This is a genomic window from Candidatus Margulisiibacteriota bacterium (assembly GCA_003242895.1).
Taxonomy (GTDB): Bacteria; Margulisbacteria; Riflemargulisbacteria; order GWF2-39-127; family GWF2-39-127; genus GWF2-39-127.
Genome location: QKMY01000061.1, coordinates 40217 through 59823, shown reverse-complemented (window position 1 = coordinate 59823; position 19607 = coordinate 40217). Strand labels below are relative to the sequence as shown.

The window sequence follows — 19607 nt, the reverse complement described above, 5'->3', positions numbered from 1 at the left end:
ATATTTTCTCACCAATTAGGTGATCCTTGTTTGACTCTATTTTTCAATATCACTACAATGTTTTTTTGAGTTGATATAGTTCTCTGTTTAGGAGTTGGGGATATCGGAATATATATCGGAATAAAGGTCATATATTCTTGGAAAAACATTTGAAAATTTGAGAGATTTTTAAAAACTCATGTCGATACATTTATAAGATGCAGCTAAAGTTTTAATTCCTCAAGATTCAAACAAAAACTAATAGCAAGCAATAGAACCTTCACAGGAGAAAACAATGCTGAGAAAAATTATAGGAACAGCCTCAATTCCGGTTTATCAGGACCAGTCATCCGGGATTCTCGGCAGGATCAAATCCAACGCAAAAATAAAAACAGCGGTTGGAAAAAGGATAGCTAAAAAAACCGAGATTATTGTCGCGCTTGGGGACATTACCAAACTAGATAATGTAGATGCCTGGGTAGTCCCTCATCTTAAAGATGAAGCTTCCAGAGGAGGGGTCGCCGGATCAATTATCACGGCAAGAAAAAATTATTGGGACCAGCTAGCAATCAGAAAAACCTGGGAACAGATCAACACTGAGATTGCTGGCAAAGATTATGGCGATGCCTTCTTAACCGCTGCTCCCTGGGATAAGGGGCGTATAGAGGAAGATCTATTTGCCAGAGATGGCCTGACAGTAAAGGATTCAAAAAAAATCAGAGAAATTCTTGTTAAGAACAATATTCTCCTAACTGGCCAGCGATATTATCTAACAAATATTGTTTATAATGACCTATCAGTTAATCTTGGGCTCAATTCCGGTAAATTTACAGCGCATGACCCTTTCATAAGAAAAACCTTAGAACTGTTATCTCAAAAAGGTATAAGCCGGGTTAGCGATGACAGCTTTGTAAATGATACTATCTCTCTTGAGGATTCCATACAAATCAGGGAGGTCCTGGCAAATACCGGACTATTAAGTTCACAGAAAAATTATTATCTTAGTCCGATAAACTACCATGACAATCAACTCGATCTTGGGCTCGATTCAACGAAATATTCGAAACATACAGACCTTGTACACAAGATACTCAGAGAGAGAAAAGGTCAGCCAGTTGCTTTTGTAAATATTGTAAGTGCTTTGCCGGAAAGTGATGCTTACGCAGTAACAGAAAAAGCAGCGTATAATGCTTTGCTGCAAGCTGATGCTGCCGGGCTGAAATCAATTGCGTTCCCAGCGCTAAACACAGGGCTATTAAGTGACCTGACGCCCAGGGAATCAGCAAAAGCGTTATATTCTGCAATAAATCGTTTTCTTAAAGAAAAAGGCGACGACAAAAGTTTAAATACTTTTGTGGTCGTGATCAATCAGGCTATTGCTCACGGCAAGGCTATCGATGCGCCTGAAGGAGTAAGTACTAAAGCATACGGCGAACAATCCTATCTTACTTTCATTGAAGAATTGAGTAAAAAGTTTACCCCGCATACTGAAACAGATTTCAATCCGGAGTATACGGTTGCCCGAAGGGTCCTGGTTGATGCAATAGAACAAATTACCGGAAAAGAATCCGATAAAGATACAAGGTCCAAGCTATTAGAGTTCATTGTAGAAAAATCAGGCAATCCCAAAATGGCCTTGAATAAAGAGCTCCTTCATGAAGTATTAGAGGCTTTTGGTTACAGCATATCTCAGGAAAAGCTTACTCGTTTAATCGAAGTCTCATGCAAATTAAACATTGAAGAACTCGAAAAAAAAATAAAAGAACTGGAAGATACTTACCAGAAACAGAAGACAGCACTTGCCCATATGGCCGATATGATGGAAGTATCCACGGATGCGCCGCAGTTTGCAGCTATCAATGAAAAACTTGACCAATTAACCACCTTTAAAGCAAAATGCACCCATCTTAAAAAAGGTTTCGATACCATGTTTGGCACAATTGGTGATCCTGAAATAATCACCAGACTAAAACAGCAACTATCCGAAATGGACACGGAATTAGCAGATACAAAACATCAGATGAATAAACTACGACGCGACAACTACCAATTGCAGAGCAAAAATGAAAGCTTAGTTCAGGATAAAAAACAACTGGAGTTGGAAGCAGCCCGGCTTAAAAGCGTGCAGAGATCATCATATAGTCCAGTTTACTCCGGTCGAAGTTCAGGCTATGGAAGTAACGAATAGTTCCGTATCTTGCATTAAAAATGTTAGTATACTCTTATTATGAATATTCTTTTTATTAATCCCCCGAATGTACCCTTTTCGGATAAAAATATACTTATCGAGCCCATTGATATCATCTCTCTGGCAACCTATATCGCCACTTTCGGTCATAAGGTATCAATAATTGATATGGATACGGAACAATTACAAGCCGATGATCTGGAACACGTATTTGATAATAAAAAGCCGGAGGTTATCGTCCTTACCCTTGACTACCATATCCCGCTTCACACAACAGGAACCCTAATCGAAATTAACCTGATTATCAATATCGCTGCACAACACAATATCAAAACGGTTCTTGGCGGGAAAACAGCAACCTATTTTCCAGAACTGGTATTCGAGCAATGTAACCTTTTAGACATAATAATAACGTTCCACATGGAAACCGCTTTATCACAATTACTAAAGGAAAAAACCTGGGATACACCGGTTTTATCAACGATCAACGGTATTATTTTTCGCAGTGCCAATAAAATCATCAAAAACGGCCTGCAAGAATATACTGACATTAACGATCTCCCTATGCCAGACAGGAGACTGATTGACATTGACCACTATATTGAAGTTCGCAGTATCTTGAGCAGCCGCGGTTGTAACGGAAGTTGTTCTTACTGCCCTACCCCTTCGTTCTGGGGTAACTGGCAGGGTAAATCTGCTACTCTTGTTGCAGACGAAATTGAATATTTAGTTAAAACTACCGGATCAAAAAAGATTATATTTCTTGATGATAACGCAACAGTTGATAATCAAAGAATAATTGATATCTGTAACCTTATCATTGAGAAAAAACTGGATGTCTCCCTGGGTTGCCTAGCCGCTGTAAATACAGTTAATACTGATCTCTTGAAAAAAATGTACGAGGCAGGTTTCAGGTGGATACATTATGGACTGGAATCAGGGAGTGAGCGCATCCTTCAGTCTATAAAAAAACATTCCACTCGCGACATGATTCTGAAGACCGTGCAACAGAGCAAAGAGTTCGGGTTTCGGACCAGAAGCAGTTGGATCCTTGATCTTCCGGATACCGAAGAATCTGATCTTGAGGCTACAATTGAACTGATCTCCAGATTAGAAACTGATGAGATACGGATACATTATCTGGCATTAAGGGCTGGCTCCACCATTCATCGCGAGCTGGTTTGCGATCGGTTTCCTTCGCAGTATATTCATAATTCCTTCCCTACTGTTATTACGGCAAAAGTAACCCGGAAATATTTGCAAAACAGGATTGACCATTTAACTCAAGACCTTAGCAAACGGAACTATGTAATTATAAAAAGCTCAGCTGATATGTCCAATTTTTTTCCCACTAAAGCTAATTCCAAAATCCTTTCATTCATTCCACTAAAATATGGGATTGGCTGGTAATATGAAAAAGGTCTTGGGAATAACCGGGAATATGGCCTCTGGAAAAAGTTATACCTGTAATGAGCTGGCTCAAATAGCTGCCAACAAAAACATCCCTTTTCATATAATCGATGTCGATAAGGTAAGGAGAAATATCCTTCAATTTTCAAGCTCCTGCAATCATATGGAGTTAAGAAAAAAAATAGCCGGCACCTTACAGCTCGGACTTTCTCTCAGCAATCAACTCCCAGGCAATATGATTGGTGAGGTTATCTTCTCTGATTCTCAAAAAAGGAAAAAGTATGAAAACTTAATAAACCCGGAGATAAAAAAAGAACTGCAACTTCTTATTCAACCTTTAAATGGTCTGATAATTGTGGAATGGGCTATGCTCATCGAAGACAAGATGCTTAATCTGGTGGATTACAATCTTGTTCTAATAACCTGCGCAAATAATATAAGAATGCACAGACTCAAAAATAGCGATCTATCCTTGCGCCAGTTACAAAAAAGGATACAGTGCCAGCCGGCTGATACAGACAGGATTACAAGAATAAAGGAAATTTATCAGAATAAAGAGAACGGTTTTTATACTATTTTTGATACGGGTAGCCACCCGGATAAATGCGAATTTGAAAAACTTTTCGACCTGATATTCCAGGAGGCGCTATGAATAAAAAATCAGAAGGCCAGCCGGCTTGTCTTTTTCGCATTCCAGAAAATGGCAAGCGTGTTATCTGGAGTATTACTAACCGCTGCAACTACTCCTGCGTATACTGCATGCCCAATTCTCAAAACGTCATCCGGGAAAACAAGATATCCACTACCGAAATCAAGAAGATAGCCGACAACTTGAAGTCTCTGGAGTTCACTCATCTGAAAATTACAGGTGGAGAGCCTTTTATCAGACCTGATATATATGAGGTCCTTTCTTATTTTTCTTCTTGTGGGTTTATAATAGACATCTCAACCAATGCATCTCTGATCACACCCAAAACTATCGAATTCCTTAAAACAATAAATATCCAAATGATACATGTCAGCATTGATGGCCCCGACAGAACATCGCATGAAAACGTCAGAGGACCTGATAGCTTCGAACCAACGATTAACGGACTCAAGCTCCTGACAAAGACTAACATATACATTCGGGTCGGCTGTCTCATTTATAAAGGAAATCAGGATAAGCTAACAGAAATAGCTGAGTTTTGCTCACAGTTAGGGGTAAAGGAAATCGCATATTCATTGCTGGAACCAATTGGGAAACTGAAAGGTGACCTATCGATAATTGCTGATATTCCTTTACCTGAGCTTGGTAAGAATATAGCAGCCCTCCAAAAGACTTTTCATAATACTATAGTTATCTCCTCTAACTTTGCAAAACCAGTTGCACACCAACCAAAAACCTGTCCTGGAGGCAGGCGGTTACTCTACATAGATGCTCTGGGCACGCTATCCCCCTGTACCTGGATATATGAACAAACCAAAGCCTTTAATTGCGCTTTTAACAATATGGAACAGTCACTGCAATCATACACTGCATTAATTGACAGTCTGGAAAATCAAGGTCTCACCGGCTGTCCCAAAAATAATCTTGAAGAAATATCTTTTTTAGAAACAATTAACAATAAAAACACATTGCGGTCCCGTTTCAATAAAACCAAAAAATTCTCCAGATTCGGCAGGCTATATTCATTTACTACGGAGGACATCGCAGCTTATTACCCATATATTGATTTTGCGGACAAGACAGTACTCTGTGTAGGCAGCTCAGGCGACCATATGATCAATGCTTATTACTCTAAGGCTAAAAAAGTAACCTGCTTTGATCTCAACCTTCTGTCAAGATATTTTGTCGAGCTTAAACTGGTTGCGATAAAACACCTGTCATATGAAGATTTTCTCGCATTCTTGCTTATCGATGGTAAAAATCAGTTTTCATACGAAACCTATAAAAAAATCGACGAGCAGCTATCCCCGGCAACGCGAATGTTCTTTGACAGGATGTACTCTATTTTTGATCGTAACGGTGAAGAATTAAGAAAATCCGAATTATTCAACAATACACATGACCGCGGATCAAATAAAATCAGATATAATCCCTATTTGCAAAGCAAAAATACTTATGAAAAAACCAGAGAACAGTTACTAATAAAAAGTTTTTGCTGGCATTCATATTCACTGGAAGAACTGAGTGGTAATAACCAATCCTGCTATGACATAATATTATTATCAAATATTGCAGACTATATTCACGAACTGCAGCACTTCAATACTTTAGTTAATAACCTTCTAGATAAGATGCACAACAAGGGATGTATGATTTTAGCTTATCTGTATGATTGCAATAATAGCAACCCGAGGAATGATATATACAGAAAAGATATCAGGAATAATTTATTTACAGGCAGGAACCATGAATATATTGAGTATAAATTCCAGGGTGTACTGGAAAACAAAGAGGATATGATCTGTGTTATCAAAACCCACTGACATTGATTATCTACAGAATACTTTATCTGCTGATTCTATTATTTATTATCATAATAATGGTATCTATAACCGGCTGGCAACAGCAGAGGATCACCCTGGATTGATCATAGATTATTTAAAGCCGCTAATAAAAGATAGTGTAATGCTTGATGCCGGTTGCGGAACTGGTAAATATATCGAGCTATTCGCGCCGTTGGCAACAAATATAACAGGAGTAGACATTTCTAAGCCACAGCTTGATAGTGCTGATTTAAACACTGCATTATTTAACAACGTTACCCTCGTTAATGTTTCCGCCGACAGTATCCCTATCGAGACTAACAGTATTGATGTGATTATCGGAAGCTGGTTCTTAGGGACAGTGCTGGAAGAAGAAAAGCGAGTTAGAATACTTGAAGAACTAAACAGGGTACTAAGACCTACCGGAAGTATAATCCTTATAGAAAATGATTCCGGAGGAGAATTTGAAGAAATACGTGGCCGGATCGATAATCTGGAAAACCGGACCACTGCTTACAACGAATGGCTGATCACAAAAGCGAGTTTTTCAGTAAAAAAAAAGATTAATACCTACTTCAAGTTTGATAGCCCGGAGGAATGTTACAACGTCATCGGGACTATATGGGGAGAACATGTAGCAAGTAAAACAAAATCTGATACAATACAGCATAACGTTATAATTTTCCAAAGAAATAAAATATAAGGAATACCATATGAACGACGAAGAACTGGCAAAACTGCATACAAACCAAAGGCTCCTGGTACAGGAGCTTAAAAACCGTGGAATTACCGTAGTAATTGTAGATCAGGAAATCGAATTGCTCAAAGCAACCTGGGGCAACCATATAGAGTGGCTATTAGACCGATATACATCGATTAATCAATATAATATAACCAAAATGGCCTCGGACAAAATACTGGCAAAAAAGTTGCTTAAAGCAGCAGACCTCAGCGTACCTGAAGGCAAAGTTTTTAACCCAAACGAGATCAAACCGGCAATTAATTATGCCAACCAGCTCGGTTATCCTGTCGTGGTAAAACCTAATTGGGGCTCGCATGGAGGATGCGTATTTATTGATATCAAGAATGAAGCTGCCCTGCTGTCCTCTATTCACGAAATACTGTCGGAACTAGGCGCCATTCCATTTATAATCGAAAAATATTTTCATGGAAAAGAATATCGTGTCTTTATTACAAAATCCGGGAAATATGCCGTTGTTCACCGTGATCCGGCACACGTTATTGGTAATGGAATGCTTTCAATAAAAGAATTAGCTGAGCGAGAATCAAATAAAAGAACAAACCCGCGTAACACAGTCCATTCCCCGATTATCATTGATCAGGTGGCGATAGATTATTTATCGGCTCAAAACCGTGATCTTGACTACATACCGTTACTGAAAGAAAAGATTTACTTGAGAAATACAACTAATGTGTCTATGGGCGGAACATGCGAAGATTGTACTGATATAGTTCACCCTTCATTTATTGCAATAGCCTCAAAAGCCCTAAAAACCATGCATGGCCTTCCTTATGCAGGAATAGACATCCTAACCAAAGATGCATCACGCGAACAGCACCACGATAGTTATACGATAGTCGAAATTAACGCAAATCCCGGCTTTGCGCTGCATATGAAACCCGGCAAGGGACAACCGCAAAATGTTGCCGCATACGTGGCTGACCTTATTTTCCCTGAACTTACTACAGGACATGCTTAGAAATTAATAGCGACGTTTGCAGCCATCCGGTTGATATTATTGTACGGTATATCCCTTAGCCTCGAATAGGGCTTTGTAAGGTTGTGCGGACAGTATTCCTTCGTCTATCAATCTGGCTACGGACATCAAAACATAATCACCATGTGACGCATACAGGCTGGAAATAAGTTCCGGTGTTGCAACAGCCCATTCAACTGACATTGCATCATCACCAGCTTGCAACTGTATCGAACTCGCTAATTCTTTGGTAAGGTTAAGATGGAAAACATTCGTTTCCATCCAGGCATTTCGGGTATTTCTAGGATCATCAACGTAGCCCTGATATATGGCTTCTCCTGAATTGTCCAATTCTTCCCTGAGCTGTCCGGTTGGGATACCCGTTTCTTCTTCCAGTTCACGCAATGCAGTCTGACTGAATTTTTCTCCGGGATCAACCATACCTCCTGGTAAAGCAAACTGCCGGGTATCGGCCCTGCGAATCATGAGTATACGAAGTTTACCTTCATTATCTGTAAAAGTGATCAAAAAATCAGCAGCAGCGTTAACACCCCATTTTCCCAACAACCCTCGCCCTTCCGGTGCCTGATTTGCACTTAGATACGGATTCTGAGGAACTCCATCTTTAAACGCCAATGTGCCATTACCTGTATATGTTTTCCTGTTTGAATAATTAACGTGCCTGGGATCTTCCGGATCAGCCCATCCGCGTTCAACACCTTTGGTCAAAACATTCTGGTCGACATAATAGCTCTTAACTCCGCCATCATGCTCCAGGTAGTAAGGGGACATGGCTCTGTGCTCAGAAGCCGTATTAAGTTTTGCGAGGAATTGATTCCTTATTTTTCCTAAAATAGGTTTGCCTCCTATTTTTGTCAGATCGTTATATGAAATTGGATTATATACCGCATCAGCATGGATGGATATATAAGTATCTTGTGTCGATATTATTTTAGTTTTCATGATGTGTTATCGTATTATTTTAATACAAATTTCTTTTCTATAGCAACCCGTTTTTGAGCTTTTCTATGAAAATTAATTTCGGTTATTAGTAAAGACTGTCCTCGAACTATCCTTACTAATTCTTAATTTTTTTAGAATAAGTTTGCTTTAATCATCGGAATATCCTTAGTAATAATTTGCGAAGAATTATCCGGTTTAAACTAATTGACGTGGCTATTCCGGTGATGTAGTATCGCGAATTATTACAAAATAATGATTAAAGTATCGCATCAGAAAAGAGGAGCTATTCATGGCAAGGACAGAAGAAGAAATTAGAGAAGACGTGCTCAATCACTTATATTGGGACAGCCGTGTAAATGAATCTAACATAGATGTAGTAGTTAAGAACGATACGGTCAACTTACTAGGCTCCGTGCCCGACTATATTGCTCGCGAAGCGGCTCAAAGGGACGCTCATAATGTCCGGGATGTCGGCACTGTTAATAATCAATTAATTATTCGCCATAATCCGGAAAGTACAAGCTCGCACGATCAAGATACCGAAACACGTGTCAGAGATGTATTTCTTTGGAATTCTGCCATTGATGCAAATCGAATCGAAGTTTCTGTAAACAACGGCGTCGTCACCCTAAAGGGGAGCACCGCATCTTACTGGCAAAAGATAGTTGCGGAAGAGATGGCATTTGAAGTAAGAGGTGCAAGCAAAGTAATAAACGAGCTCGCAGTTGTCCCGACAAGAAGCTTCACTGACAATGAAATTGCACAAGACATTACGGCTGCATTGAGCAGGGATAAAATAATTACTATAGATGCCATCGATATTAACGTCAAAGATGGAAAGGTGACCTTAGCCGGAACAGTAGGTTCATCAGCAGAAATATATGCAGTATGGAATATTGCAAAGAACACTGAAGGTGTTGTTGATATCGTCAATTATCTCACACACAGTTGATAGACTAAATAACCGGCGCGATAGAAAACCTGAAACAAAGCAACAAAAAAGCACCAGAATTATCTGGTGCTCAATATGTTTACTCACCTGATTCAACTATGCAGCTAAGGTAACGTTCGTAGCGCAAGGCCCTCTTTGCCCTTGTTCTACATCAAACATAACTCTCTCACCTTCATTAAGGCTTCGATAGCCTTCCCGGTTAATACCTGTGTGATGAACAAAAAGGTCGCTGCCTCCATTATCCTGTGAAATAAATCCAAATCCCTTTGTTGAATTAAACCATTTAACCATTCCCGTTGCCATAACTAACTCCTTCCATCATAAAAACATCTTAAAGATGCTTGAAATAAAGCCTATTATTGCGGTTATTATGCCTTTTCCTTCTCTATCCTCACTCATATTTCTCAGGCAGCCTACCATTACAAATAAGCAAAGTAAAGCTTATTATTTATATGCCATCACAATATAAAAAGCATTTATCCATATCCCTTAGAGGCCCTTCCGTTTTCATGCATGTGCTAAACTGTAAAACCAGAATGTTCCGGGATACCGGATTTTGAGCCCCCTCATATCCCGGAACAAATCCTGCGGCTAAATACCCGGGACCAATTCAACTTTGACCCATCCTGATTCTTTTTTATCGAAGGCTTTATAAGCTTGCAGGATATTCGTAATCGGTTCTACTTGGGTGAGTATCTTACTCGGGTCGAAAACTCCTTGCTCAATGTAATCAAGGAGTTGCGGAATATATTTACGATGGTTGCAGTTCCCCATGTTGATAGTAAGGTTTTTATTCATCGCCTTACCGATAGGGAAAAACCGATCTGTTTCAGGATAAACGCCAATGATAGCAAAAGTACCTGCTTTCGCGAGTGAATTAACCGCCCAGATATGTACCTGAGAAGGAGCGTCTCCCTTCATCCAGCCATCTCCCTGAAGAGTTATCTGAGGCGCTATTTCCTGAAGCTCTTGTAGAAACATCTCGGCGTTGTCATTAGATTCTTTAACTGCTTCTCCTTGATGGGGCCGTTCTGCATCTATTCCAACAGCATCAATTGCACGGTCAACCCCAATATCTCCTGTGAGGTTCAATATCGTGGCGACAGGGTCTTCTTTGCTGAAGTCTATAATCTCTGCACCTTGAGCCCGGGCCATCTCCAGCCGTGAAGGGACCTGATCAATCGCAAAAATACGTCCTGCACCTAATAGCTTAGCACTTGCGACAGCCATCTGCCCTACCGGACCGCAACCGAAAATAGCAACAGTATCTCCCGGCTTAATTTCTGCAAGTTTAGCTCCAAAGTACCCTGTAGGAAAAATATCTGACAGAAAGATTGCCTGTTGATCGGTTACATTGTCAGGAATTTTCACCAATCCGACATTGGCAAAAGGAATTCTGGCTCTTTCTGCCTGAAGCCCGTCAAAAGGACCTGACATCTTAGGTCCGCCAAAATAAGCTGTGCCCGCTAACTTGCCTTGAGGATTTGCATTGTCACATTGCGAATAATACCCATCACGGCAATACGAACAGTAGCCACAAGCTATTGTTGACGGGATAACTACCCGATCACCAAGATTCAAGTTCCTGACCTCAGTTCCCAGTTCTTCAACCACACCGACACCTTCATGGCCTAAGACAGTTCCCGGTTCCATCATGGAGATTGTTCCACGGACCATATGCAAATCCGTACCGCAAATACCGCATGCAGTTATACCGACTATGGCATCAGTAGGCTCCTGGATCTGCGGATCAGGAACATCTTTGAGCTGAATGTTGCCGATTCCTTCAAAGACTAGAGCTTTCATACAACACCTCCTTTAATTTAATATATTGATAACAAATTTTTGCGGATATCCGATTCTCAGGTATGCCTTGTCGCGGGATATTACCTCGCTTTATAGGTAGCGTCAATTTAATAGAATCACTATAAACATTATGAAAAGTTATATTCATGCCCGAAATAGAGCTTGTCCCAAAAAATGTTTTTTTTCGAACAAGATAAAAAATTATTATGCCGTAATTAAATAGCACTATGTCCTAATTCTCGTTATAATAGTAATGAAGATTTTAAATTAAAATAATTAATTATTATGAGCGAGCTTATGACCTCCGAACAAAACGCATCTCCTGATTCAGAAAGTCTGCTCTTCAAAGCTGACCTTTATCACCAAGCTGGTAACCTCAAAGAGGCTACTGACCTCTATCGCTCAATTATTGAAATGGACTGCAATCATACGAAAGCCCATAAGAAGCTTTTCGATATAAAAAAAAATGCAGGGAACTATGAGCGCGTGGTAACAGCCTATAATGATTTTTTAACGGTTCCCGAAAAAAAAACAGAAAATAAAGAAAATAATCTCCCGGATAATAAAAAAATCACCCAGCCTAAATTTTCTGTCATAATTCCCGTTAGAAATAATAAGCTCCTTACCTTAAAATGTCTTCGATCAGTAGCGTTCACATTCTCTTTCTTAACAAAAGATACAGAATATATCTTAATAAATGACGATTCAGATCCAAAACATGGCATTATTGATCTATTTTTAAAATTCCGGGAACAAGTCAAAGGTGCGGTCAAAATAATTAATAGCAAGAAACATTTACACTATACCGGGTCATTTAGTTACGGATTATCACAATCAACAGGAGATAACATCATCTTTCTGAGCAACGACATGATGATAACTCCTGAATTTGTAAAAACACTACTGGAAGTATCTGCTCAGGACCAGCAGATAGGTATTGTAAGAGGCACCTCACAGTATACTGACAGCCACAACGAATATATAATCGTACCACCATTTCCTGTCCTCGATTACAAGGATATCCTGAGATTCTCGGCCTATATCGCAGACTGTTACCAATATACCCGCGAAGAAAACAATATTTTATCAGGAGACGCTATTCTGATAAAAAAAGCTGTAGTAGACAAGATCGGCATACTAGACACCCGGTTTTTCGGTTATTTCGGAGATCCGGATTATGGTCTTCGAGCACAAAGAGCCGGCTTTAAATTAGTGTGTGCTAAAGGCGCATGGCTCCATCATGAAGGAGCCGGACATATCAAGGGACAATCAAAAGAATATACACAGCTCATGTCCAACAGAAGAGACCTGGTACAAGCTGCATACAAGCAATTCAGAGAAAAGTGGGGAGAAAAATCGCTGCAACCGGAATACACCGATACCACACATATTGATTTTGAAGCTTTGAAGGACCAAAAAGAAACAATAATCGACATATACGAAAACCCCGCAAAACTAGACTACAGTCACGTTGAACTTCTTTAGCAAAAGAGTAAAAGCATTTCAATAAACGCGGGAAAAAGGTCGCTTTTTACTTGTGAAATAGGACGGTTGATGTTTTCAGCAACTTATCCGGATTTAGGGTATGCCGGGAACAAAAAAAGCGACGGCGAGCCAAGTTATCACGCCTGCCATCAGTCCGTACCAGAGGCACACCAGAAGGTTTTCTCTGATAACAAGACCCTCTTTTCCAACCAGGCCGACAGTTGTAAGCGCGGCAACAACATTATGAATACAGAGCATATGTCCGGCAGCTCCGCCCACTGCCTGTAAAGCTAAGATAGGTATCACCGGCAACCCCGAGACAACCGCCGTACTATATTGAAAGGTCCCGAACATAATATCGGAGACCGTATTACTTCCCGAGATAAACGTACCGAGGATCCCGACCAGCGGTGCGATCAAATACCATACCTGTCCACCTAATCCGGAAGCTGCTTTGGCCATCACAATAAGCATCGAATCAGAATGAAATGCTTCTCCTGAGTTGATCATCACAAATACCATAGCCAAAGCAAAAAACAAAGCAATTGCAGCATGCTGGATCAGATGGAACGTCTCCTTCCATGCCTTGAAAGTGCTCTCTTTATCGAGTCCGTGTAATAAAGGAATAAGCAAGGCGATCCCGATAAAAGGGAATATTCCCGGGTTATAAAAAGGGATAATAGCAGCATTAATCGATGTACCAAGAATACTGTTCCAAGACAGGCTCCACAATTTTAGTACTGGAGCCAGATGAAAAACCTCTAATCTGGTGAACAACAGAATTACACCGATGAAAAGATATGGGAACCAGGCCAGGAAAGGACTGATAACTTTTGTTCGCGGCACAGGTTCTTCTCCGGCAGGCAGTTCTCCCTCCCACCCGGCTTTCCATTGGTCATGAGGCGGGAAGTCCCAGGGTTTTTTGGGAAGAAAATATCCGCGTTTAACAATATAAATAAAAACCGGAAGACCGATCAGCGAGCCGAGAAGCGATGGAAGTTCAGGACCAGCTGCAATTGCAATAAGCAATTCCGGGACAGTAAAGGATAACCCACCGGCAAAAGCAAGCGGCCAGGCCTGCAACCCCGGTTTAAACGATCCCTCGGTTATTTTAGTCATCATCGCAAGAATAATTAGAGGGATAAATGTCCCTACCAGAAAATGTAAAAGGGCCGCAAATATACCGATGCTATGCAAAAACTGTTCAAAACCCATAGGAGTGCCCTGGCTTAAAACCGGCATTTTAGCAACATGTTCTAAAGGCGCGAAACCTCCCCAAATCGGCACACCGACAGCCCCGAAAGAGACTGAAGCGCTATCGGCAACTAATGACGAGATTGCCGCAATCAGCGGGGGAAAGCCCATTCCAACAAGCAATGGCGCTGCAACACCCGCAGCTGTCCCGAACCCCGCAGCACCCTCGAAAAACGAGCCCAGAAGCCAGGCGATAATGATGACCTGAACTCTTCTATCAGTAGAAATTGATGCCATAGATTGTGAGATTCCATGGATGCCGCCGCTTTTCTTTAGCAGTTGAAGCAGTAACAAAGCACCAAAAACAATAATAAGGATATCCAAGGCATTAATTGCTCCGGCAATAGAAGCCGCTGCGAGCCAGCGTACCGGCATTTTCCAAGCTGTCAGAGCAATGATAGAGGCAGCCAGCCAGCCGATCGGCATCGCTCTCCGTGACGGCCAATCGAAAGCCACCATTAGAACACCGACAATAACAATTGGCAATGCAGCTAAAAGAGCTATCACAACAATTATCCTTACGGCTCATTAATCCGATAAAGACAATACATTATTTTAAATCTAACAATCCGCCACCATAATATTCCAGCACTCCGACGACATGCAGCATTCTAATCATATTGTCCGAAATAGCAAGCAAGTCATTGAACCTAAAAAAAGTTATCTGAATTTAAAAATACACTGGCCACAGTGTGAAATCTGGAACTTCGGAAAAGCGCTACCAGAATAAAGATTGACATTTCAGGTGAAAAACTTATTATTCTCTCCTTGATCCTGGCAGATAAAAAAAAGGAGGAGTAGCTATGACAGACAAGCAAAAAACCATAAACCTTCTTCTCCAAAAATACACTACAACATTTGCAGCGGATGTGGGGATAAAAATAGACAATTCCCCAACGGAACTGTTCAAGTTATTCTGTTCCGCATTGTTATTCAGCACCAGGATAAGGTCAGATATAGCAGTCAAGGCAGCTAAAGAACTTTTTGCAGCCGGCTGGACATCCCCTCAGAAAATGATTGAGGCTAGCTGGCAACAACGAGTTGAAGCACTCGATCGGGCCGGATATGCCAGATATGATGAGTCAACCTCGTCTAAGCTCGAAGAAAACTCAAGGAAGATCATAAATCATTATCATGGAGATTTGAACCAGCTAAGAGAAGCTGCTCACCATGATCCGCAACAAGAACGCCAGCTATTAAAGCAATTCAATGGGATCGGCGATGTGGGTACAGATATATTCTTCAGGGAAATACAGTCAATATGGGAAGAACTGTTTCCTTTCGCAGACCAGAAAGCAATTCAAGCAGCAAAAGAATTAGGACTTGCTGACAACACACAGATGCTCAGCGAACTTGTCGAAAGAAATAACTTTATCCACCTTGTTGATAGCCTAGTAAAAACAAATATTAATAAACAATATGACTCGATACTCAAGGCTGCTTAATAAGTCCAAAAACAAAAAAACACTAACACTTCATACAGGAATTTTTGACTTCATTTTTGCCCATACCATGCGGCTATCAGTTCCTATACATCCCTAATGAACTATGATAAATACTCTGCAACAAAAAGCTCTGAATCAAAAAAGGGGGGGATTAATGTGAGTGCCCATATTTACAAAGGAATTCCTGGCAAACCTGAATCGTTCTGGATAGCAACAACGCCTGAAACCAACTTCCCAAATTTAAAAAAAGCTATGACAGTTGATGTAGCTGTCATCGGAGGAGGAATAACCGGGATTACTTCAGCTCTTTTGCTCAAGAAAGCCGGGCTATCAGTTGCCGTTATTGAATCAGATAGAATAATAAAAGGCGTCACAGGGAATACGACTGCAAAAATAACCTCACAGCATTCACTCACCTATGCCTACCTTATCGCTAAATTCGGTGAAGTCCTTGCCAGGCAATACGCTGATGCCAACCAGGCAGGAATCGAGAAAATAGCTTCCTTAGCAGAGGAACATCACATTGACTGTGAATTCATTCGGCAACCGGCTTATACTTATACCCTCCCTGGTGGAAAGAGGGATCAGGTTATCGAAGAGGTAGCCGCCGCCAAAAAGCTTGGGCTACCGGCTACGTTCGTCGAATCTATCCCGCTTCCATTTAAGGTTGACGGAGCAATACGTTTTGATAATCAAGCTCAGTTCCATCCCCGGAAATATCTTTTGTCACTCGCTAAAATAATCGATGGTAACGGAAGTTACATTTTTGAAAAAACCAGAGCAGTAGATGTTAAGGAAGGAACGCCGTGCACTGTCATCACAGACAAGGGTGAGTTCAAGGCAAAAAATGTCATAATAGCAACAAACTATCCTTTTAATGATAAATATGGCCTATATAACGCACGTCTGTTCCCCAGTCAGTCCTATGCCTTAGGTCTGAAAATTGAAGAAACATTCCCTGAAGGTATGTATATAAGCACCGGAAATCCGGTTTACTCTCTACGTTCACATCCGGTGGAAACCGGGCAGTTAGTCATAGCTGTCGGAGAAAACCACAGAACCGGACAAGGAGGAAATACAATCATCCACTATAAAAAACTCGAAGAAGCCACGAAAAAGCTATTCAAGGTAACTTCAGTTGAGTACAGATGGACCACAGAAGACTACATATCTGTAGATCTCGTTCCCTATATTGGAAAGCTCACCCAGGATTCCAGTCACCTGTATGTAGCAACCGGATTTAAAAAGTGGGGAATGACCCATGGAACTGTCGCAGGGATGATCTTAACAGATCTAATACAAGGAAAGCAAAACCCCTGGTCACAGGTTTTTGATCCTGGTAGATTCGATATAGAACAAGCTAAAAAAGAAAACATCTTTGCTGTGGGATTGGCGTCAGAAACTCCGCCATCGCCTCCTGCAGGGGACCCATTACAATTGGGGTTGGGGGAAGGAGCGCTGCTTCAAGCCAAAGACCACAAAGTAGCAGCCTATAAAGACCCTGATGGGAACATCTATACGCTATCCGGCAATTGCACACATATGGGCTGTACAGTCACTTGGAACGAAGCAGAAAGCACCTGGGATTGCCAGTGCCACGGCTCACGGTTCAATTATAAAGGCTGCGTTATCCATGACCCGGCAGTAACCGATCTGGGAGAAATTAATCTTGAATAACCTATAGAAATATTTGATATTTGCCTTAACCCTTGGATTCATTCGGGGTTAAGGCTATTAATATTCACAAGGTGACATCATATGTCAAAATATCAGATTATTGACGCGTCCACAGGTGAGATGTAGTATCAAGCGCGAACTCGGCACAGGATGTTCTTGTTCATAATTGCTGATATACGGGGGTGGGCTATGTCAAAAGAAGAAATCATGAAAAACGTACAGGACCAGCTATACTGGGATAGCCGGGTTGATGCCTCGGACATAAGCGTCGAAGTCAAAGGCGACAAAGTAACACTATTCGGATCGGTCTCAGACTATTTCGGGAAAAAAGTTGCGCAAAAGGATGCCTATAACGTGCCGGGAGTCACCAGTGTGCGCAACGAACTCATTGTCCACTTTAGACCTGGGCTTGAACTACCTTCGGACAAAGAGATCAGTAGCCGGGTTCGAGATATACTTCTATGGAACCCATCGATCGAAGCTGCCCATATCAACATTGAGGTACAAAAAGGATCTGTAACAATTAGCGGAACTGTCGATGCTTACTGGAAAAGGCATCTGGCAGAGGACCTTACCTGCAAGATAAAAGGCGTTGCAAAAATAATTAATGAACTCGCGGTGGTACCTGCTAACAACCTGAGCGATCAAGCTATTGCTGAAAATATTATAGCGGCATTCAACCGTGACCGGAATATTACAGTCGATACCGTCGATATTAAAGTCGAAAAGGGAAAAGTCACTGTAAGAGGATCAGTCCCGACATGGGCTGGGTTCCATTCCATACTCGATGTCATAAGGCATACCCCGGGAGTGATCGATATTATCGATTTTCTTAGGTTCGGGTGAACCCTCAGGACACAACTACTAAGCCGCAAAAACATCAAATTACTGAAATAGCTTTAGAGAAGCAGTTTACTGCTTCTTTCTCTTTTTGAGCAGATACGATATCATATGTTCAACTAATAACTCAGTAGAAAATCCATGACAATTGATCAAAAACATTTTTCATTTTTTTTGCCGAAACTAGAGAAATATCAAAGCATTTACGATGTTAAGGGATACGCTTCATACGATAACTGCTATATTTTCGAACCGGTAACAATTAACTTTACCTGTAAAACAGCAATCGCTCTCAAGGCGATAAAAGCCCAAATCTATGTAAAGCACCCCGGGCATGCCTCAAGGATAGAAAAACGAGAACTCATCCTCGACAGTAATAACATATTTGTTACAACAATTATTCCTGATTGCATTGGAACAATAACTTATTACGCAAAACTTTCTATAAATGGAAAGCAATATACCTCAGAAACTTATAAAATAACCGTCGCTCCGCAAAAACCGGAACCCTGGATTAACGGCCCGGTCTATAAACAAGTAGATAAACATCTTTGGGTTGGCAACTCACAAGCTGCCTATAGGGGAACTGAACTTGGGTTCGACTGTATCCTTAACCTGATTGAGCACGGCAATTTTGCCTTCCCTTCAAACCAATACAAGTTCATTCCATTGCGAGACTGGGGCAATAATCCTATTGCAGATGAATCTATTATTGAAGCAATTGACTGGCTCAATTTTCAAATCGAAAAAGAGCGCAGGATACTCATCAATTGCCGGGCAGGTATTGGTCGTTCCGGTTCCGTAGCTGTGGCGTATATTTTTGCAAAAAACAAGCAGCTCAATTATCATCAGGCAGTTCATATTGCCCGACACGGAGATGATAATATGATCGAAGGAAAAGAGAATATCTATCCGCACATGCAACTCAAAGAAAGCTTGGAAGCACTCTATCCTGATAGTTTGAGGCCATCCTCTACGAAGATCAAAAGTATAGAGTTTGAGGATTACGCTATAAATAAAAGAATAAACCTCAAAGCGAATAAGAAGCTGTTGGTCCGCGCACATTTGTCTTTTGAAGGACCTGTCGAACCATTTGTATTTCTGCACTGCAATACAAATGAAAACAAGGCACCGCAAGACATTCGCATGACAAAAATTTGCGATACCCATTACCAGGCAGAACTATCCTCGATACCCCCAGGGGAATACTGGCTCACGCTAAGGGCCTCAAACTATCTGTCCGTTAATCCTTGGTATGACCCCGAGACCTGGGCAGGCGGCAATATTGATATTATTGTCAAAGCCTAAAGGGCATCGGCTTTCACTCCTCACATCCCAAATAACCCCTAAAAACTTTCCTTTTTCCCATAATAAGATCTATACAGTTATTCAACAAATAAGGTATCATTATATTAAAC

The 19607-nt window shown here is 41.0% G+C and carries 16 protein-coding genes; 12 read left to right on the top strand and 4 right to left on the bottom strand.

What is annotated here, in order from left to right; genetic code table 11:
• Positions 1 to 274 precede the first annotated feature (274 nt).
• From DKM50_11730 to DKM50_11705, 6 genes are read left to right on the top strand one after another with little or no spacing between them, the layout of a single operon-like run.
• The gene (locus tag DKM50_11730) at positions 275 to 2167 is read left to right on the top strand and encodes a hypothetical protein (GenBank protein PZM78442.1); all 1893 of its coding nucleotides are present in this window, start codon (positions 275 to 277) and stop codon (positions 2165 to 2167) included.
• Between the two features lie 39 nt (positions 2168 to 2206).
• On the top strand, positions 2207 to 3577 hold the full coding sequence (locus DKM50_11725) for a hypothetical protein (GenBank protein ID PZM78441.1): 1371 nt from the start codon (positions 2207 to 2209) through the stop codon (positions 3575 to 3577).
• Positions 3561 to 4229 carry a hypothetical protein gene (locus DKM50_11720; protein PZM78440.1) on the top strand — a complete coding sequence of 223 codons (669 nt, stop codon included), beginning with the start codon at positions 3561 to 3563 and terminating at the stop codon, positions 4227 to 4229. The genes DKM50_11725 and DKM50_11720 overlap by 17 nt, the downstream gene beginning before the upstream one ends.
• Complete coding sequence (locus DKM50_11715; GenBank protein PZM78439.1) at positions 4226 to 6049, top strand: hypothetical protein; 1824 nt, start codon at positions 4226 to 4228, stop codon at positions 6047 to 6049. Before DKM50_11720 ends, DKM50_11715 begins: the two co-directional genes overlap by 4 nt.
• Entirely contained in the window at positions 6030 to 6752 is a 723-nt protein-coding gene (locus DKM50_11710) for a hypothetical protein (GenBank protein PZM78438.1), read from the top strand. The genes DKM50_11715 and DKM50_11710 overlap by 20 nt, the downstream gene beginning before the upstream one ends.
• A gap of 10 nt (positions 6753 to 6762) precedes the next feature.
• Positions 6763 to 7770, top strand: coding sequence for a hypothetical protein (locus DKM50_11705; protein PZM78437.1), 1008 nt, complete (start codon positions 6763 to 6765; stop codon positions 7768 to 7770).
• Positions 7771 to 7806: 36 nt separating this feature from the next.
• Here the strand turns inward: DKM50_11705 and DKM50_11700 are convergent, their stop codons facing one another.
• Positions 7807 to 8730, bottom strand: a complete 924-nt coding sequence (locus DKM50_11700) for an NUDIX hydrolase (GenBank protein ID PZM78436.1) — start codon at positions 8728 to 8730, stop codon at positions 7807 to 7809.
• 289 nt (positions 8731 to 9019) lie between these two features.
• Here DKM50_11700 and DKM50_11695 point away from each other — a divergent pair, with 289 nt between their 5' ends.
• Positions 9020 to 9682, top strand: coding sequence for a hypothetical protein (locus DKM50_11695; GenBank protein ID PZM78435.1), 663 nt, complete (start codon positions 9020 to 9022; stop codon positions 9680 to 9682).
• Positions 9683 to 9778: 96 nt separating this feature from the next.
• On the opposite strand, the gene DKM50_11690 is transcribed toward DKM50_11695, so the two are convergent.
• Together DKM50_11690 and DKM50_11685 are read right to left on the bottom strand one after the other, a co-directional pair.
• On the bottom strand, positions 9779 to 9985 hold the full coding sequence (locus DKM50_11690) for a cold-shock protein (GenBank protein ID PZM78434.1): 207 nt from the start codon (positions 9983 to 9985) through the stop codon (positions 9779 to 9781).
• A 288-nt stretch (positions 9986 to 10273) separates the two neighbouring features.
• Positions 10274 to 11488, bottom strand: a complete 1215-nt coding sequence (locus DKM50_11685; protein PZM78433.1) for a glutathione-dependent formaldehyde dehydrogenase — start codon at positions 11486 to 11488, stop codon at positions 10274 to 10276.
• A gap of 285 nt (positions 11489 to 11773) precedes the next feature.
• Between DKM50_11685 and DKM50_11680 the strand changes: the two genes are divergently transcribed.
• Positions 11774 to 12973, top strand: coding sequence for a hypothetical protein (locus tag DKM50_11680; protein ID PZM78432.1), 1200 nt, complete (start codon positions 11774 to 11776; stop codon positions 12971 to 12973).
• A 93-nt stretch (positions 12974 to 13066) separates the two neighbouring features.
• Here DKM50_11680 and DKM50_11675 read toward each other — a convergent pair whose 3' ends face one another.
• Complete coding sequence (locus DKM50_11675; protein ID PZM78431.1) at positions 13067 to 14734, bottom strand: L-lactate permease; 1668 nt, start codon at positions 14732 to 14734, stop codon at positions 13067 to 13069.
• 296 nt (positions 14735 to 15030) lie between these two features.
• Between DKM50_11675 and DKM50_11670 the strand changes: the two genes are divergently transcribed.
• From DKM50_11670 to DKM50_11655, 4 genes are all read left to right on the top strand, one after another.
• A complete protein-coding gene (locus DKM50_11670) occupies positions 15031 to 15672 on the top strand; it encodes an endonuclease (GenBank protein PZM78430.1) in 642 nt (213 codons plus the stop codon).
• Positions 15673 to 15768: 96 nt separating this feature from the next.
• Positions 15769 to 17349 carry an FAD-dependent oxidoreductase gene (locus DKM50_11665; GenBank protein ID PZM78429.1) on the top strand — a complete coding sequence of 527 codons (1581 nt, stop codon included), beginning with the start codon at positions 15769 to 15771 and terminating at the stop codon, positions 17347 to 17349.
• Positions 17350 to 17499: 150 nt separating this feature from the next.
• Positions 17500 to 18195 (top strand): hypothetical protein, encoded by a 696-nt coding sequence (locus DKM50_11660; GenBank protein PZM78428.1) that lies wholly within the window; start codon positions 17500 to 17502, stop codon positions 18193 to 18195.
• Positions 18196 to 18330: 135 nt separating this feature from the next.
• Entirely contained in the window at positions 18331 to 19497 is a 1167-nt protein-coding gene (locus DKM50_11655) for a hypothetical protein (protein ID PZM78427.1), read from the top strand.
• Positions 19498 to 19607 lie beyond the last annotated feature (110 nt).

What these genes read in the sequence shown, in the direction of transcription:
- DKM50_11685 (PZM78433.1), bottom strand. Translation starts at nt 11,488, where the DNA reads ATGAAAGCTCTAGTCTTTGAAGGAATCGGCAACATTCAGCTCAAAGAT.
- DKM50_11670 (PZM78430.1), top strand. Translation starts at nt 15,031, where the DNA reads ATGACAGACAAGCAAAAAACCATAAACCTTCTTCTCCAAAAATACACT.
- DKM50_11720 (PZM78440.1), top strand. Translation starts at nt 3,561, where the DNA reads ATGGGATTGGCTGGTAATATGAAAAAGGTCTTGGGAATAACCGGGAAT.
- DKM50_11690 (PZM78434.1), bottom strand. Translation starts at nt 9,985, where the DNA reads ATGGCAACGGGAATGGTTAAATGGTTTAATTCAACAAAGGGATTTGGA.
- DKM50_11680 (PZM78432.1), top strand. Translation starts at nt 11,774, where the DNA reads ATGAGCGAGCTTATGACCTCCGAACAAAACGCATCTCCTGATTCAGAA.
- DKM50_11730 (PZM78442.1), top strand. Translation starts at nt 275, where the DNA reads ATGCTGAGAAAAATTATAGGAACAGCCTCAATTCCGGTTTATCAGGAC.
- DKM50_11715 (PZM78439.1), top strand. Translation starts at nt 4,226, where the DNA reads ATGAATAAAAAATCAGAAGGCCAGCCGGCTTGTCTTTTTCGCATTCCA.
- DKM50_11700 (PZM78436.1), bottom strand. Translation starts at nt 8,730, where the DNA reads ATGAAAACTAAAATAATATCGACACAAGATACTTATATATCCATCCAT.
- DKM50_11695 (PZM78435.1), top strand. Translation starts at nt 9,020, where the DNA reads ATGGCAAGGACAGAAGAAGAAATTAGAGAAGACGTGCTCAATCACTTA.
- DKM50_11665 (PZM78429.1), top strand. Translation starts at nt 15,769, where the DNA reads ATGAACTATGATAAATACTCTGCAACAAAAAGCTCTGAATCAAAAAAG.
- DKM50_11725 (PZM78441.1), top strand. Translation starts at nt 2,207, where the DNA reads ATGAATATTCTTTTTATTAATCCCCCGAATGTACCCTTTTCGGATAAA.
- DKM50_11655 (PZM78427.1), top strand. Translation starts at nt 18,331, where the DNA reads ATGACAATTGATCAAAAACATTTTTCATTTTTTTTGCCGAAACTAGAG.
- DKM50_11705 (PZM78437.1), top strand. Translation starts at nt 6,763, where the DNA reads ATGAACGACGAAGAACTGGCAAAACTGCATACAAACCAAAGGCTCCTG.
- DKM50_11660 (PZM78428.1), top strand. Translation starts at nt 17,500, where the DNA reads ATGTTCTTGTTCATAATTGCTGATATACGGGGGTGGGCTATGTCAAAA.